This window comes from Citrobacter sp. Cb080, from assembly GCF_030334745.1.
GTDB lineage: Bacteria > Pseudomonadota > Gammaproteobacteria > Enterobacterales > Enterobacteriaceae > Citrobacter > Citrobacter braakii.
Genome location: NZ_JAOWDG010000081.1, coordinates 1 through 16,409, shown reverse-complemented (window position 1 = coordinate 16,409; position 16,409 = coordinate 1). Strand labels below are relative to the sequence as shown.

Genomic DNA, 16,409 nt, shown 5'->3' with positions numbered 1-16,409 from the left:
AGCTGACCATGCAGGATGTTGTTATTGTCGCGGCAACGCGCACCCCAATTGGCAGTTTTCATGGCGCGCTGGCACCGCTTTCCGCGGTTGAACTAGGTTCAGTGGTGATCCGTTCGCTGCTGGAAAAAACCGCCGTGGCACCTGAGCAAATTGATGAAGTGATCTTCGGCCAGGTTCTGACGGCAGGCTGCGGCCAGAACCCTGCCAGGCAAACAGCGTTACGCGCAGGACTGCCGGTCACCACGCCCGCGTTAACCCTGAATCTGGTGTGCGGCTCGGGCATGAAGGCGGTGCATCAGGCGGTCCAGGCGATTCGCTGCGGCGATGCGCAAATTGTGATTGCCGGTGGGCAGGAGAGCATGAGCAATGCGCCCTATTTCCTCGACGGCGCCCGGGCGGGACTGCGGCTCGGTCATGCCAGCATGAAAGACAGCGTGGTGCATGACGGTCTGTGGGATGCGTTTAACGACTATCACATGGGAATTACCGCGGAAAATCTGGCGGATAAGTTCGTGATCGGTCGCGAGCAGCAGGACGCCTTTGCCCTGCGCTCACAGCAAAAAGCGGCCGCCGCCATTGAAGCCGGTCGTTTTAGCGCGGAAATCACGCCAGTCAGCGTCCCGCAGGGCAAAAAACCGCCGCGTGTCGTGGATCGTGACGAACAGCCTCGTCCGGATACGCAGGCTGAAAAGCTGGCGCAGCTCAAACCAGCGTTTCGCCCAGGTAACGGCACGGTGACCGCCGGGAATGCCTCTTCAATCAACGATGGCGCCGCCGCAGTGATGTTGATGAGCGCCGCCAAAGCAGCAGAACTCAATCTGCCGGTTCTTGCCAGAGTGGCGGGCTACGCTGTCTCCGGCGTCGACCCTGCGATTATGGGTATTGGGCCGGTAGAGGCATCACTTCAGTGCCTGAAGCGAGCTGGCTGGACGTTGAATGATGTCGATCTCATTGAAGCCAACGAAGCCTTTGCCGCGCAAGCGCTGGCGGTTGGCGAATCCCTGAACTGGGACAGCAATCGGGTGAACGTAAACGGCGGCGCGATTGCGCTGGGCCATCCCATTGGCGCGTCAGGTTGCCGAATTCTGGTGACTTTGCTGCACGAAATGGCCCGCCGTAACGCCGCCAAAGGGCTGGCTACGCTGTGCGTAGGCGGCGGTCAGGGGGTGGCGCTGGCGGTTGAGCGCCCGCAGGAGGTATCTCATGAAAACTAAGCATATCTGCGTACTGGGCGCGGGTTTAATGGGTGTCGGTATTGCCACCCACTTCGTCCGTTATGGTCACGATGTCTGGCTGTACGACACCGATAGCAACCGTATTGCAGATATTGGCGCAGTTGCCAGCGGTATTCTGGATGAACTGATTGCCACCGAACAGTTTCCTAAAAACGACAAAGAACAGGCTGTGAGTCGTCTGCATGGCACTACCTCGCTGCACGATATCGCCGCGTGCGGGTTACTGATCGAAGCCATCCCGGAGCGACTCGAACTCAAGCACGCGTTGTATGCACAACTGGAAGCACTGATCGCGCCTGAGGCCGTCATTGCCAGTAACACCAGCGGCCTGCCGCCGGATGCGCTGGCAGAGAAGCTCGCCCATCCTGAGCGGTTGTTAATCGCCCATTTCTGGCACCCGCCGCATTTTATTCCACTGGTTGAGATTGTACCCGGCACGGCCACGAAGCCGGAATATCTGCAGGAACTGCAACAGCTGCTGCTTTCGATGCAGCTGGAAGCCGTCGTGCTCGACCGCGCCGCGCCGGGGTTTGTCGGTAATCGCCTGCAGTTCGCTCTGCTGCGTGAAGCGTTGCATATCGTAAAAAGCGGGATCGCCAGCGCAGAGGTGGTGGATCAGGTAATGCGCGCCTCGCTCGGTCGCCGCTATGCGATGGTCGGTCCGCTGGAGGCGGCGGATATGACCGGACTTTCTACGGTACAGGACATTTGTCGGCATCTGCTACCGGAGCTGGCAACCGGGAGCGATATGATGTCTCTGGTCGCTGACAAGGTGGCTAACGGTGATACCGGTTTGCGCAGCGGTCAGGGATTTTATCGCTGGGATGATTCGCGCAAGGAATATATCCAGCAACGCAGAGAGCATCAGCTGCGCTTTGCCCTGAAACCGTAACTTCTCTTTCTGTACCCCACTATAACAATGATATTGAGGAGTCATGATGAGTGTATTAATCGCCCTGGCAGCGTTGGGCCTGCTGATGCTGGCAGCCTATCGCGGATATAGCGTCATCCTGTTTGCCCCCATCGCGGCATTAGGTGCTGTATTGCTCACCGAACCCAGCGCCGTCGGCCCTGCCTTCACCGGCCTGTTTATGGAAAAAATGGTCGGTTTTGTGAAGCTTTACTTCCCGGTGTTCTTACTGGGCGCTGTGTTTGGCAAGTTAATCGAGTTATCGGGTTTTTCTCGATCCATCGTTGCCGCCGCCATCAACATTCTCGGGCGTCGTCACGCCATCCCTGTGATTGTGCTGGTGTGTGCACTGTTGACCTACGGCGGCGTATCGCTGTTCGTGGTGGCATTTGCGGTGTATCCATTTGCGGCGGAGCTGTTCCGTCAGAGTAATATTCCGAAGCGCCTGATCCCGGCCACCGTTGCGCTGGGCGCGTTTTCCTTCACCATGGACGCTCTGCCAGGCACGCCGCAGATCCAGAACATTATTCCGACCAGCTTCTTTGGAACTAACGCCTGGGCCGCGCCCTGGCTGGGTTTGATCGGCTCTCTGTATATCATCGTTGTCGGTCTGGTTTATCTCGAGCGCCAGCGTCGTAAAGCGCAGGCAAAGAATGAAGGATATGGCACTGAACTGTTAAACGAGCCGGAAACGCCGGATAACATTAACCTGCCGAACCCGATAATTGCTATCTCTCCGCTGATCCTGGTTGGCGTTTTTAACCTACTATTTACCCACTGGATCCCGCAATGGTATGGCGCTACGCATCAACTGGAACTTCCGGGCCTTGCCAAACCGATTACCACCGAAGTCGGTAAAATCACCGCTATCTGGGCGGTAGAAGCGGCGCTGATTTCTGGGATCCTGCTGGTGGTGCTCTTCGGCTATCGCAACATTAAAGGTCGCCTGGCGGAAGGGAGCCGAACGGCGGTTGGCGGCGCGATCCTCGCAGCCATGAACACCGCATCAGAATACGGTTTTGGCGCAGTGATCGCCGCCCTGCCAGGTTTCCTCGTGCTGTCAAAAGCGCTGGCGGCCATTCCCGACCCGCTGCTCAATGAAGCTATCAGCATCACCACGCTTGCCGGGATCACCAGCTCGGCGTCTGGCGGGATGAGTATTGCCCTCGCCGCCATGTCTGACACTTTTATTGCTGCCGCCCATGCCGCCAATATTCCCCTCGAGGTCTTCCACCGCGTGGCGTCAATGGCCAGTGGTGGTATGGATACCCTGCCGCATAACGGTGCGGTCATTACCCTGCTGGCCATCACCGGTCTTAGCCATCGTCAGGCGTACGGCGGGATATTCGCCATTACCGTAATTAAAAGTCTGGCCGTGCTGTTTGTTATCGGCGTCTTCTACACCACCGGAATTGTTTAAGGAGAATCATCATGAACTTAACGGGAAAAACCGCTCTGGTTACCGGCTCTACCAGCGGTATTGGATTAGGCATCGCACAGGTGCTGGCGCAAGCGGGCGCTACCCTGATCCTTAACGGATTTGGTGATGTGGAAGCCGCCAAAGATGCCATTGCACAATATGGCAAAACGCCGGGCTATCATGGCGCGGACCTGAGCAATGAAGCGCAAATTGCCGACATGATGCGCTATGCCGATAGCGAATTTGGCGGTGTGGATATTCTGGTCAACAATGCCGGGATCCAGCATGTTTCACCGGTGGAGACCTTCCCGGTTGATAAATGGAACGCGATTATCGCCATTAACCTCTCTTCTGTCTTTCACACCACGCGCCTGGCGCTTCCCGGCATGCGTACGCGTAACTGGGGACGCATTATCAATATCGCTTCTGTTCATGGCCTGGTGGCCTCAAAAGAGAAATCCGCCTATGTGGCGGCGAAGCACGGCGTGGTGGGATTAACCAAAACCATTGCGCTGGAGACCGCGCAGACGGGTATTACCTGCAATGCGCTGTGCCCCGGTTGGGTGCTTACGCCGTTGGTCCAGCAGCAAATCGATAAACGTATTGCCGAAGGCGCTGAGCCTGACGCCGCGCGTGACGCCCTGCTGGCGGAAAAACAGCCGTCGCGCGAATTCGTCACGCCGCAACAGTTGGGTGAGCTTGCGCTATTTTTGTGCTCAGACGGGGCGTCGCAGGTGCGTGGTGTGGCGTGGAATATGGATGGCGGCTGGGTGGCACAATAAAGATATCTGGTGCCGGATAAGACCCCGTCGCATCCGGCACACCTTCTTTACGATTTTAACTGATAATCCAGCGTAATTTCCGCGTTCAGTACCTGTGATACCGGGCAGCCGGCTTTTGCTTTCTGGATGATGCCGTCAAACGTGGCGGCATCTATCCCCGGGACGCTCACCTGACTGTGTAGCGCGACTTTGGTGATGGCAAATCCGGCATCCACTTTATCCAGAGAAACATCGGCAGTGGTATCAATGGCATCTGGGGTAAAACCCGCTTCGCCCAGCATGAGCGAAAGCGCCATTGAGAAGCAGGCTGCATGCGCCGCGCCAATCAACTCTTCAGGATTGGTGCCTTTCGCCCCTTCAAATCGGGTGTTAAACCCATAGGGTTGCTGATTCAACACCCCACTTTCGGTCGATACGGTACCTTTACCGTGCTTAATGTCGCCTTCCCAGTGTGCCTGACCTTTCTTATGGATAGTCATTACCGTTCTCCTGTGTTGTCGTTGGAGTTACAAGTATAGGACGGCTGAGAAAAAGCATGGCACATACGGGATAGTTCTCATTTGCCGCTTAAGCATTGACCTTTCAGCTTAAATGACCGACCATCCAGAAAGCCGCTATTTTCAACATCGGCTTTCTATCAGGTTGTATTTCGTCCGTTCTCATACGGACTCGCCCTTGAAACCAGTAACAGGATTAAGGAGTTAGAATGAAATCGAACCGTCAGGCCCGTCATATTCTCGGACTGGACCACAAAATCTCAAATCAACGTAAAGTCGTGACCGAAGGTGACAAAACCAACGTGGTCAATAATCCTACCGGAAGAAAGCGCCGCGCTGACGCCAAATAGCCTTTCGCACGTCTGACTGAATAACGAGATAAAAACCATTGCAACCGCAGTGGTGTTTTTGCTTATAAAACCCCTTAACCCATTCACAATGCTTTATACTTCGGCCGTTTCCCTGGCGGACAGGCCACATACGATCATAAAGAGTGCCAGGGACGGTTATTCAAAAAAGAGTGAGTGACATGGAAAACGAAACTAAAAAACTGCGTTCCCTTTACATCCCCTACGCTGGCCCGGTTCTGCTGGAATTCCCTTTACTGAATAAAGGGAGTGCTTTCAGTGCGGAAGAACGCCGTAACTTCAACCTGCTGGGGTTACTGCCGGAAGTGGTCGAGACGATTGAAGAACAGGCTGAACGCGCCTGGATCCAATATCAGGGATTCAAAACCGAAATCGATAAACATATTTACCTGCGCAACATCCAGGACACCAACGAAACCCTGTTTTACCGCCTGGTGCATAATCACCTTGATGAGATGATGCCGGTTATCTATACCCCAACGGTCGGCGCGGCCTGTGAGCGTTTCTCCGAGATTTATCGTCGCGCGCGCGGCGTGTTTATTTCTTATCAGAACCGCCACAATATGGACGATATCCTGCAAAACGTTCCTAACCACAATATCAAGGTCATCGTTGTCACCGATGGGGAACGTATTTTGGGTCTTGGCGATCAGGGGATCGGCGGGATGGGTATTCCAATCGGTAAACTGTCGCTGTATACCGCGTGTGGTGGGATCAGCCCGGCCTACACCCTGCCGGTGGTACTGGACGTCGGAACCAACAACCAGCAACTGCTCAACGATCCGCTGTATATGGGCTGGCGTAATCCGCGTATCACCGATGATGAATACTACGAATTTGTCGATGAATTCATCCAGGCCGTGAAGCATCGCTGGCCGGACGTGCTGTTGCAGTTTGAAGACTTCGCACAGAAAAACGCCATGCCACTGTTGACCCGCTATCGCGATGAAATTTGCTCGTTTAACGACGATATTCAGGGTACCGCTGCGGTAACCGTTGGCACGCTGATTGCGGCCAGCCGTGCGGCCGGTAGCCAGTTAAGCGAACAGAACATTGTCTTCCTCGGGGCAGGTTCCGCCGGTTGCGGAATTGCCGAGCAGATCATCGCGCAAATCCAGCGTGAAGGTTTAAGCGAAGAAGCGGCGCGTCAACGCGTGTTTATGGTCGATCGCTTCGGCCTGTTAACCGATAAGATGCCGAACCTGCTCTCTTTCCAGACCAAACTGGTGCAAAAACGCGAAAATCTGCAGCACTGGGATACGCAAGAAGATGTGCTGTCGTTACTCGATGTGGTACGCAACGTTAAGCCGGACATCCTGATTGGTGTTTCCGGACAGACCGGCCTGTTTACCGAAGAGATCATTCGCGAAATGCATAAGCATTGCCCGCGTCCGATCGTCATGCCGCTGTCTAACCCGACTTCCCGCGTAGAAGCCACGCCACAGGATATTATCGCCTGGACCGAGGGTAACGCGCTGGTTGCGACCGGTAGCCCGTTCGCACCGGTACTGTGGAAAGAGAAAATCTATCCCATTGCCCAATGTAACAACGCCTATATCTTCCCGGGTATTGGTCTGGGGGTAATTGCTTCTGGCGCATCGCGTATCACCGATGAAATGCTGATGTCGGCCAGTGAAACGCTGGCGCAGTATTCACCGCTGGTGCTTAACGGCGAAGGACTGGTGTTACCTGAGCTGAAAGATATTCAGACCGTTTCCCGCGCCATCGCGTTTGCCGTCGGTAAAATGGCCCAGCAGCAAGGCGTGGCGGTGAAAACCTCCGCCGAAGCGCTGCAACAGGCGATTGACGATAATTTCTGGCAGGCAGAATACCGCGACTACCGTCGTACCTCTATCTGACGGTTTGCCCGGCGGCACTCTGCTGCCGGGCGCTCAGAACTTGCGCGACTGCGTGACTTACGATTACACTTTCGCTACCGATTAACATTCTGAAAAACAAAAGGAGGATACTTATGCTGTACTGTGAACGTTTTATCGTTTCACATGCTTTTGGCGATCGCCAGTGCTCAAGCGTTATCGGTATCGTGCTGCGATAACTTCTGCTTGAGCGAAGCTAACTTCTAAATCCCCTTCTCTCGGGCTTACCGGGTTATCGTCAGCGATGTTTGACGAGGCGTTTTTACGCCTGTAACTCTTGAGTAAGCAACAATGAGCACATTACTAACCGCACAATCCTTACACGTTGATACGGCATTCGGCACGCTATTCGACGATCTTTCCTTTACCCTGAAAAAAGGCGACCGCATCGGGCTTATCGGTTACAACGGCTGCGGCAAAAGCACGCTGTTAAAACTGCTCGATGGCACAATTTCGCCGACCAGTGGGGTTATCGCGCAGGCAAATCACTGCCATCTCGCCCGTGTAGAACAACATCTGCCTGACGAAATATTGCCGCTCACGCTGCAGGAAGCCGTTCTGGCTCAACTGCCCGAGCATGAACGCGCAGGTCAGCAGTGGCGAGTTGAAGCACTGCTCGCCGAAATGGGGTTCACGCCGGAGAATTTATCTCTGACAGCACACACGCTGAGCGGCGGCCAACACACGCGTCTGTTATTGGCGCGGGCGCTGATGCGAAACCCTGACCTGCTGCTGCTGGATGAGCCGGGTAACCACCTGGACTTGCCAACATTACTGTGGCTGGAACAGTTCTTACAAAACTGGTCTGGCAGTTTTGTGGTGGTGTCCCACGACCCGCAGCTGTTAGACGCGGTGACTCACGGAACCTGGATCCTGCGCGATCGAACTCTTCATGCCTTCGATCTGCCCTGTAGCGCGGCGCGTCAGGCTCTGGCAGAAAGAGACATCAGCGATGCTCTGCGCCATAAGGCTGAGCAAAAGGAGATAGACCGGGTGACCGCCAGCGCCAAACGGCTGGCTACCTGGGGGCGGGTCTACGACAACGAAGATCTTTCCCGCAAGGCCAAGCAGATGGAAAAGCAGGTACAGCGCCTGAAAGAGGTACAGACTGAAGTGACGTCAGGAAGTCAGTGGACACTAACATTGCAGGGAGATGCCCTGCGTGCGGATCGTTTGCTGGAGATGACTAATCTGTCCGTAGCCCCTGCTCCCGACGCCGATACGCTGTTTTCCATTGCCGGTCTCCGGTTAAAAAGCGGCGATCGCGTGGCGATTGTCGGGCGCAACGGTTGCGGGAAATCATCGTTGTTAAGGCTTATCTGGCAACAGTTTCACTCACAACTGGCATCACCTTCACTGGTGTTGCACCCGCGCGTTACGTTGGGGTATTACGACCAGACGCTGCACCAACTCGCAGATAACGATTCGTTATTTGACGCGCTGGAGCCGTTTGCTCCGCAGCCCGATATCCGCAAAATGGCGCTGATTAGCGCGGGTTTTCCGTGGGTTCGTCACGCGCAGCGGATCAGTTCCCTAAGCGGCGGTGAGCGCTCCCGGCTGCTGTTTGTTGGGCTAACGCTTGCGCGCTACAGCCTGCTGATGCTCGATGAACCGACCAACCATCTGGATCTGGAAGGTAAAGAGGCGTTGGCAGAAACGCTGCAAAGCTATAACGGCGGCGTGTTGTTGGTCAGTCACGACCGTCAGCTTATCAGCCAAAGCTGTAACCGGTTTTGGTTGATCGACAAGGGTGAACTCAGTGAATGGCACGATCTGGACGCGGTCAATGCGCGTATTCGGGAAACATCCTCGGAGATAACCGTTCCCAAAACGGTGGTCGATGCAAGAGCCGAAATAAGCGGTGACAGCGATGGATTGCTGGAACAACTTCTTGAGCTGGAGCAGCGTCTGGCTGACGATCTTGCCCGCAAGCCGAAACATCAAAAGCCGCTGTTACAGGCGCAATGGCGTGAGGAGATTGAGCGCCTGAACTCACAACTGGAGTAAACCGTATTGCCGGATGGCAGCCTACATCAGCAAAATGCGCGTGTAGGCCCGTCATCCGGCTTATCTTTTGTTATTGCGGTTTTTTCTCTTTCCAGGCATCCCAGGCCTGCTTGATCTCTTGCTTTGCCGTAGCGGCGTCATTGAAACCGTTTAATTCGACCTTCTTGCGCCCTTCCGGCAGATCTTTGTATACGCGGAAGAAAGATTCCAGACGTTGAACTTCAATCTTGGGCAGGTCGCTTAACTCTTTGATGTTGTCATAAGTGGGGTCAATTTTGCTGGCCGGAACGGCGACAATTTTATCGTCCTTTTCACCGCCGTCGATCATCTTCAGTACGCCTATAGCCCGCAACTTAATCAACGTTCCCGGGGCCAGCGGCGCACGGGTATAAAAGATAACATCCAGCGGATCGCCGTCACCGGCTAAAGACTGGGTTAGTGAACCGTAGTTGGCGGGATAGGCAACCGGCATTGACTGGAAGCGATCGGCCACGATAAAACCGGTTTTGGCGTCGGTTTCATATTTAATCATTCCACCTGCCGGGATTTCGGTTACGGCATAAAACTCTTCCGGGTTATTTACGGCTGAGGAAATTCGAGGATGTTCTGCGCCTGAGCGGACGCACAAAGAAACACGCTGACTGCGAGTAATTTTTTCACCAGATGCATTGTCTTTTAACTCTTCTATTATTGGAAAGACAATACCTTACGTTCAGCAGATGACAAAAACATGACGTTTTTTTGGCAAAAAAATGGCGCTACTGGTGTAGCGCCATTACGATCAGGGCACGTCAGGAGTTAGTTAACCCCTTCCTCGCTCTCTTTTTTCGCTTCTTGTCGTTCAACTTCGCGATACCAGCGTGGGTGATGTTTCTTCGCCCAGCGACGGCTCACTTTCCCTTCGACCATGCCTTTAATCGATCCTTTCACCCAGAATGCCATATACATGTGGATGAGGATGGCGTGCATCAGGATAATCCCCGCAGCCGCATGGATAAGCAGGCTATAGCGCACGACCTGCATCGGGAAGAACTGCGCAAAGTACGGACGCCAGATAATGATGCCGGTGATCAGCAGCACGAAAATCATGCTCATGATCGACCAGAACATCATTTTCTGTCCGGCATTGTACTTACCCACGTCCGCCACTTTGTGTTCATTGCCTTTCAGCACTTCCACAATGTTTTTCAGCCACGGGATATCTTTTTTATCCGGGATGTTGTGGTGAACAAAGCGTACAAACATGAACATCAGCGCCACGAAGATCAGCAGTCCGAAGAACGGGTGCAAAATGCGCCCCATCTGCGGTGTACCGAAGGTCTGCGTCAGCCATTGCAGAGTCGGGAAGAAAAACGAAATCCCCGACAACGCCACCAGGAAGAAGCAGATCACCACCGTCCAGTGACAGGCGCGGTCGATAAACTTCGTGCGCACAATCATTTTCGACTTACTCATGATGATCCTCCTCGTCGTCGTCCACTTCCTTATTCGGACCGATACCAATGTAGTGGTAAATCAGTCCGGCGAAGGTGGCGATAAATCCGGCAGCGGCCAGCGGTTTCAGCGCCCCTTTCCACAGATTGATAGAGGTATCGATCTGCGGTTCTTTCGGCAGGCCGTGATACAGCTCCGGCTGGTTGGCATGATGCAGAACGTACATCACGTGCGTGCCACCCACACCTTCCGGGTTGTAGACACCGGCATGTTCATAACCACGTGCTTTCAGTTTTGCCACACGCTGTTCGCCCATTTCCAGCATTTCCTGCTTGGTACCGAAATGGATTGCCCCGGTCGGACAGGTCTTCACGCAGGCAGGTTCCTGCCCGACGCTGACGCGGTCCACACACAGCGTACATTTATACACGCGGTTATCCTCTTTATTGAGGCGCGGAATATTAAATGGACACCCGGCAATACAGTAGCCGCAGCCAATACAGTGCTCTGACTGAAAATCAACAATCCCGTTGGCGTACTGGATGATAGCCCCGGCAGACGGGCATGCCTTCAGGCAGCCCGGATCTTCACAGTGCATACAGCCGTCTTTACGAATCAACCACTCGAGCTTGCCGTTCTGTTCGGTTTCGGTAAACCGCATCACCGTCCAGGACTTGGCGCTAAGATCGGCAGGGTTGTCATACACCCCGACGCAGTGGCCGACTTCATCGCGGATATCATTCCACTCTGAACATGCCACCTGACAGGCCTTACAGCCTATGCAGGTGGAAACGTCGATCAGCTTCGCGACCTCAGCTTTGTAATCACGGGCCTGAGGCGGCGGCGTGATGGCGTTTGTTGCGGACCGTTTGATGATGTCCTGCGTTTCCATAGACATATGTTCGCCTCCCTTACGCCTTCTCGATGTTAACTAAAAACGCTTTGTATTCCGGCGTTTGCGAGTTTGCATCACCGACATTCGGCGTCAGGGTGTTGGCGATATAGCCTTTACGCGCGACTCCTTCAAAGCCCCAGTGGATCGGGATCCCAACCGTTTCAACCTGCTGACCGTTGACGTGCAGAGTACGCAGACGACGGGTAACCACGGCAACTGCGCGAATAAATCCACGCTTGCTGCTAACTTTGACGTGATCGCCGTTGGAGATCCCCTTCGCTGCCGCCAGCGTTTCGCTGATTTCCACAAACTGCTCTGGCTGGGCAATCGCATTCAGCAATGCGTGCTTGGTCCAGGTATGGAAATGTTCGGTCAGACGATAGGTCGTCCCGACGTATGGGAAGTCCTGTTTCGTGCCCATGCGTAACTTATCCGCTTCGTACAGACGCGCTGCCGGGTTGGAGATCACGTTCGGATGCAGCGGGTTCGTACCCAGCGGCGTTTCCATCGGCTCGTAGTGTTCCGGGAACGGACCTTCCGCCATCTTATCGATAGCGAACAGACGACCCAGCCCTTCCGGCTGCATAATAAACGGATTGGTGCCACTGCCCGGTGCTGCGGTGTTGAAGTCCGGGATATCGTTCCCGGTCCACTTCGTGCCGTTCCACTGGATCAGCATGCGTTTTGGATCCCATGGCTTACCTTGCGGGTCCGCCGAAGCGCGGTTATACAGCACGCGACGGTTTAACGGCCATGCCCAGGCCCAGCCCAGCGTATTACCGAGACCTGACGGGTCGGCGTTATCGCGATTGGCCATCTGGTTGCCCTGCTCGGTCCAGCTACCGGTATAAATCCAGCAGGACGATGACGTAGACCCATCATCGCGCAGAAGCGCAAAGCTGCTGAGTAACTGGCCTTTCTTCGCAACCAGCACACCGTTGGCATCATAGAGATCTTCCAGCGCATAGCCGTTGTTCTCTTTTGCCACTTCCTCGGAGTGCGGTTCATCCGGCTGCTTATAGTTCCAGCTCATTTTCAGCACGGGTTCTACGGCTTTACCGCCTTCAGTGCGATACATGTCGCGCAGACGGTGATAAATACCGGCCAGAATTTCGCCGTCGTTGCGGGCTTCACCCGGGGCATCCTGACCTTTCCAGTGCCACTGCAGCCAGCGACCGGAGTTGGCGATGGAGCCGTCCTCTTCCGCAAAGCAGGTGGATGGCAAACGGAAGACTTCGGTCTGAATAGAAGCCGGATCAACGTCGTTTGATTCACCGTGGTTCTGCCAGAACGTAGAGGTTTCGGTCACCAGCGGATCGATAATCACCAGATACTTCAGTTTGCTCAGGCACTGCACCACTTTGTTTTTGTCCGGGAAGGACGCGACCGGGTTAAAGCCCTGACAGATGTAGCCGGTGACTTTCCCGCTATCCATCATGTTGAAGTATTTGATGACGTCGTAGGACTGATCCCACTTCGGCAGCCACTCAAAGCCCCAGTCGTTTTCTTTCTGCGCCGCATTGCCGTAGAAAGATTTCATCAGGCTGACGAAGAATTTCGGGTAGTTGCCCCAGTAGTTCACCTGATCGGCCAACGTCGCTTTTGGCGTGTTAGCAGCCAGATAGGTTTGCAGATCGGCCTGTTTCTCTGACGGCAGCGTCAGGTAGCCTGGCAGACTGGTAGAGAGCAGCCCTAAGTCGGTTAAACCCTGAATGTTGGAGTGGCCGCGTAAAGCGTTGACCCCGCCACCTGCCATCCCCATGTTGCCGAGCAGCAACTGGATCATGGCCATGGTACGGATGTTCTGCGCCCCGACGGTATGCTGTGTCCAGCCCAGTGCATACAGGAACGTGGTGGTGCGATCCGCTGCGCTGGTGGAAGCCAGCACTTCGCAGACTTTCAGGAAGTCTTCTTTTGGCGTACCGCAGATGTTTTCCACCACATCCGGCGTGTAGCGGGAAACGTGCTGTTTTAGCAGATTCCAGACACAGCGAGGATGGCTTAACGTTTCATCGCGTTTCGCGTAGCCGTTTTCATCGAACTGGTAGTTCCAGGACGATTTATCGTATTGGCGTTTTTTCGCGTCGTAACCGCTGAACAGACCGTCTTCAAAAGCAAAATCATCCCGCACCAGCAGGCTGGCGTTGGTGTAATGCTTAACGTATTCAGCGTTGATTTTGTTGTTTTCAATCAGATACAGCAAGACGCCGGACAGGAACGTAATGTCCGTGCCGGAACGAATTGGCGCGTAAATATCCGCTACCGAGGCTGTACGTGTAAAACGGGGGTCAACAACAATTAGCGTGGCATCATTGTTGTTTTTAGCTTCCATCGCCCAGCGGAATCCCACCGGATGTGCTTCAGCGGCGTTACCGCCCATCACCATCACGACGTTGGCGTTTTTAATATCAACCCAGTGGTTGGTCATCGCACCGCGACCAAATGTTGGAGCAAGACTTGCTACCGTTGGTCCGTGTCAGACGCGCGCCTGGTTGTCTACTGCCAGCATGCCGAGTGAGCGCACAAATTTTTGCGTCAGCATGCCAGTTTCATTACTTGCCGCAGATGCACACAGCATCCCGGTAGAAAGCCAGCGGTTTACCGTTACGCCCTGCTCATTCTTCTCAATAAAGTTGGCGTCGCGGTCAGTTTTCATCAGCTTCGCGATACGGGTGAAAGCCTCATCCCAGCTGATACGCTGCCATTTGTCGGAGCCTGGAGCGCGATATTCCGGGTAACGCAGACGGTTTTCACTGTGCACGTAATCCAGTAATCCTGCACCCTTAGGGCATAATGCCCCACGGCTCACCGGATGATCCGGATCCCCTTCAATATGGTAAATCGACTCTTTGGCGTTTTTTGCTCCATCTCCCAGGCTATACATTAATAGCCCGCAACCTACGGAACAGTATGTGCAGGTGTTTCGGATCTCTTTGGCGCGCAACAGCTTATAGTTTCGCGCCTGAGCCAGTGCCATTTTGGGTGCAAAACCCAGAGCGGCTACTGTTGTTCCCGCCATACCGCCCGCGCAGATTTTAAAAAATTGTCTGCGGCTGACGTCCATTGCTTTCCTCTTTTTTGCAGGGATTCGTACAGGAAATCTCTCAAATTGCGCCAGCGCGGCATGATTGAAAGATGACATGTACAACTTCGCGACGAAACTATCAGCTATATCCATATTTTTTTTGCGTCAAATCAATAACGAAACGGTTCCGCTACTAAATAGTGCACTTCGCTTAACCTTTGTACCCATAAGGGAGTAGACAAAAGGGAATTAATTAGCGCGCTACGGTGTAAAGGTGCTATACATTTCAGCTTAATTTTTGCCAGTACCATGGACAGACAATCAGCATGACAAAACAAAAAGCAACGTTAATTGGGCTTATTGCCATCGTGCTCTGGAGCACGATGGTCGGGCTTATTCGTGGGGTAAGCGAAGGACTGGGGCCGGCAGGCGGCGCGGCGATGATTTTTACATTAAGCGGCCTGTTGCTGATATTTACCGTCGGATTCCCAAATATCAGAAAAATTCCTGTGCGATATTTAATCGCCGGTAGCGTGCTTTTTGTTAGCTATGAAATATGCTTAGCGCTGGCCCTGGGCTATGCCGCCACTCGTCACCAGGCTATTGAAGTCGGTATGGTCAATTATCTCTGGCCAAGTCTGACAATATTATTCGCCATCTTATTTAATGGCCAAAAAACAACCTGGTTGGTGATTCCCGGATTAATCATCGCATTGACCGGGGTTTGTTGGGTGTTGGGGGGCGAAAACGGCCTGAATCCTGGGGAAGGTGCGAACAAGTTCCTGATATGAGATCATCATATTCATCCGGAGCGCATCCCAGAGGGACATCATGAGCCATCAACTCACCTTCGCCGATAGTGAATTCAGCACTAAGCGCCGTCAGACCCGAAAAGAGATTTTCCTCTCCCGCATGGAGCAGATTCTGCCATGGCAGAATATGACCGCTGTCATCGAGCCGTTTTATCCCAAGGCGGGCAATGGCCGACGGCCCTATCCGCTGGAGACCATGCTGCGTATTCACTGCATGCAGCATTGGTACAACCTGAGCGACGGTGCCATGGAAGATGCCCTGTACGAAATCGCCTCCATGCGCCTGTTTGCCCGATTATCCCTGGATAGCGCCCTGCCGGATCGCACCACCATCATGAATTTCCGCCACCTGCTCGAGCAGCATCAACTGGCCCGTCAATTGTTCAAGACCATCAATCGCTGGCTGGCCGAAGCAGGCGTCATGATGACCCAAGGCACTTTGGTGGATGCCACCATCATTGAGGCACCCAGCTCTACCAAGAACAAAGAGCAGCAACGCGATCCGGAGATGCATCAGACCAAGAAAGGCAATCAGTGGCACTTTGGCATGAAGGCCCACATTGGTGTCGATGCCAAGAGTGGCCTGACCCACAGCCTGGTCACCACCGCGGCCAACGAGCATGACCTCAATCAGCTGGGTAATCTGCTTCATGGAGAGGAGCAATTTGTCTCAGCCGATGCCGGCTACCAAGGAGCGCCACAGCGCGAGGAGCTGGCCGAGGTGGATGTGGACTGGCTGATCGCCGAGCGTCCCGGCAGGGTAAAAACCTTGAAGCAGCATCCGCGCAAGAACAAAACGGCCATCAACATCGAATACATGAAAGCCAGCATCCGTGCCAGGGTGGAGCACCCGTTTCGCATCATCAAGCGGCAGTTCGGCTTCGTGAAAGCCAGATACAAGGGGCTGCTGAAAAACGATAACCAACTGGCGATGTTATTCACCCTGGCCAACCTGTTTCGGGTGGACCAAATGATACGTCAGTGGGAGAGATCTCAGTAAAAACCGGAAATAACGCCAGAAATGGTGGAAAAAATAGCCTAAATAGGCTGATTCGATGTGTTTGCGGGAAAAAAATCGGCCCAGATCCGCGAAATTTTAATCAGCGAGTCAGCTTGGGAAGAAATGACCTGCTTATTCGCACCTTCC

General features: G+C 54.1%; 12 protein-coding genes and 2 pseudogenes. 9 read left to right on the top strand and 5 right to left on the bottom strand.

The annotated features are described in order from the left end of the window. The first annotated feature begins 8 nt into the window (after positions 1-8). Genes OGV38_RS20245 through OGV38_RS20230 form a run of 4 tightly spaced genes read left to right on the top strand, consistent with a single transcriptional unit; the run spans position 9 to position 4,347 of the window. Positions 9-1,214, top strand: coding sequence for an acetyl-CoA C-acetyltransferase (locus OGV38_RS20245; RefSeq protein ID WP_200047860.1), 1,206 nt, complete (start codon positions 9-11; stop codon positions 1,212-1,214). Beyond that, positions 1,204-2,127, top strand: coding sequence for a 3-hydroxyacyl-CoA dehydrogenase family protein (locus tag OGV38_RS20240; protein ID WP_200049610.1), 924 nt, complete (start codon positions 1,204-1,206; stop codon positions 2,125-2,127). Before OGV38_RS20245 ends, OGV38_RS20240 begins: the two co-directional genes overlap by 11 nt. Positions 2,128-2,170: 43 nt before the next feature. After that, a complete protein-coding gene (locus OGV38_RS20235) occupies positions 2,171-3,565 on the top strand; it encodes a GntP family permease (RefSeq protein ID WP_286474670.1) in 1,395 nt (464 codons plus the stop codon). Positions 3,566-3,576: 11 nt separating this feature from the next. Continuing rightward, positions 3,577-4,347: a 3-hydroxybutyrate dehydrogenase gene (locus tag OGV38_RS20230; RefSeq protein WP_065554443.1), complete on the top strand. Its 771-nt coding sequence runs from the start codon at positions 3,577-3,579 to the stop codon at positions 4,345-4,347. Between the two features lie 47 nt (positions 4,348-4,394). On the opposite strand, the gene OGV38_RS20225 is transcribed toward OGV38_RS20230, so the two are convergent. Further along, positions 4,395-4,826, bottom strand: a complete 432-nt coding sequence (locus tag OGV38_RS20225; protein WP_016156542.1) for an OsmC family protein — start codon at positions 4,824-4,826, stop codon at positions 4,395-4,397. Positions 4,827-5,053: 227 nt separating this feature from the next. Between OGV38_RS20225 and sra the strand changes: the two genes are divergently transcribed. The 3 genes from sra to OGV38_RS20210 all read left to right on the top strand — a co-directional run bounded on the left by sra (position 5,054) and on the right by OGV38_RS20210 (position 9,096). After that, a complete protein-coding gene (gene sra, locus OGV38_RS20220; RefSeq protein ID WP_016153103.1) occupies positions 5,054-5,194 on the top strand; it encodes a stationary-phase-induced ribosome-associated protein in 141 nt (46 codons plus the stop codon). Between the two features lie 179 nt (positions 5,195-5,373). Beyond that, positions 5,374-7,071, top strand: a complete 1,698-nt coding sequence (gene maeA / locus OGV38_RS20215) for a malate dehydrogenase (protein ID WP_016153104.1) — start codon at positions 5,374-5,376, stop codon at positions 7,069-7,071. A gap of 309 nt (positions 7,072-7,380) precedes the next feature. Then, positions 7,381-9,096: an ABC-F family ATP-binding cassette domain-containing protein gene (locus OGV38_RS20210; protein ID WP_080858778.1), complete on the top strand. Its 1,716-nt coding sequence runs from the start codon at positions 7,381-7,383 to the stop codon at positions 9,094-9,096. Positions 9,097-9,165: 69 nt separating this feature from the next. Here the strand turns inward: OGV38_RS20210 and OGV38_RS20205 are convergent. From OGV38_RS20205 to fdnG, 4 genes and pseudogenes are all read right to left on the bottom strand, one after another. Further along, positions 9,166-9,765 (bottom strand): annotated as a pseudogene (locus OGV38_RS20205) (inorganic diphosphatase); the annotation flags it as partial. A gap of 129 nt (positions 9,766-9,894) precedes the next feature. Further along, complete coding sequence (fdnI, locus tag OGV38_RS20200) at positions 9,895-10,551, bottom strand: formate dehydrogenase-N subunit gamma (RefSeq protein ID WP_016153106.1); 657 nt, start codon at positions 10,549-10,551, stop codon at positions 9,895-9,897. After that, the gene (gene fdnH / locus OGV38_RS20195) at positions 10,544-11,428 is read right to left on the bottom strand and encodes a formate dehydrogenase N subunit beta (protein ID WP_016156544.1); all 885 of its coding nucleotides are present in this window, start codon (positions 11,426-11,428) and stop codon (positions 10,544-10,546) included. Before fdnH ends, fdnI begins: the two co-directional genes overlap by 8 nt. 13 nt (positions 11,429-11,441) lie before the next feature. Next, positions 11,442-14,489 carry a formate dehydrogenase-N subunit alpha gene (gene fdnG, locus OGV38_RS20190; protein ID WP_094169740.1) on the bottom strand — a complete coding sequence of 1,016 codons (3,048 nt, stop codon included), beginning with the start codon at positions 14,487-14,489 and terminating at the stop codon, positions 11,442-11,444. Positions 14,490-14,776: 287 nt separating this feature from the next. Here fdnG and yddG point away from each other — a divergent pair. Both yddG and OGV38_RS20180 read left to right on the top strand, forming a co-directional pair. Next, positions 14,777-15,217: pseudogene (gene yddG, locus OGV38_RS20185) on the top strand (aromatic amino acid efflux DMT transporter YddG); the annotation flags it as partial. A gap of 64 nt (positions 15,218-15,281) precedes the next feature. Beyond that, on the top strand, positions 15,282-16,262 hold the full coding sequence (locus OGV38_RS20180) for an IS5-like element ISKpn26 family transposase (RefSeq protein WP_000019450.1): 981 nt from the start codon (positions 15,282-15,284) through the stop codon (positions 16,260-16,262). The last annotated feature ends 147 nt before the right edge of the window (positions 16,263-16,409 follow it).

Coding starts and splice junctions, on each gene's coding strand:
- OGV38_RS20180 (WP_000019450.1), top strand. CDS start 15,282: ATGAGCCATCAACTCACCTTCGCCGATAGTGAATTCAGCACTAAGCGC.
- OGV38_RS20210 (WP_080858778.1), top strand. CDS start 7,381: ATGAGCACATTACTAACCGCACAATCCTTACACGTTGATACGGCATTC.
- sra (WP_016153103.1), top strand. CDS start 5,054: ATGAAATCGAACCGTCAGGCCCGTCATATTCTCGGACTGGACCACAAA.
- OGV38_RS20230 (WP_065554443.1), top strand. CDS start 3,577: ATGAACTTAACGGGAAAAACCGCTCTGGTTACCGGCTCTACCAGCGGT.
- fdnH (WP_016156544.1), bottom strand. CDS start 11,428: ATGTCTATGGAAACGCAGGACATCATCAAACGGTCCGCAACAAACGCC.
- OGV38_RS20240 (WP_200049610.1), top strand. CDS start 1,204: ATGAAAACTAAGCATATCTGCGTACTGGGCGCGGGTTTAATGGGTGTC.
- maeA (WP_016153104.1), top strand. CDS start 5,374: ATGGAAAACGAAACTAAAAAACTGCGTTCCCTTTACATCCCCTACGCT.
- OGV38_RS20235 (WP_286474670.1), top strand. CDS start 2,171: ATGATGAGTGTATTAATCGCCCTGGCAGCGTTGGGCCTGCTGATGCTG.
- fdnI (WP_016153106.1), bottom strand. CDS start 10,551: ATGAGTAAGTCGAAAATGATTGTGCGCACGAAGTTTATCGACCGCGCC.
- OGV38_RS20225 (WP_016156542.1), bottom strand. CDS start 4,826: ATGACTATCCATAAGAAAGGTCAGGCACACTGGGAAGGCGACATTAAG.
- OGV38_RS20245 (WP_200047860.1), top strand. CDS start 9: ATGCAGGATGTTGTTATTGTCGCGGCAACGCGCACCCCAATTGGCAGT.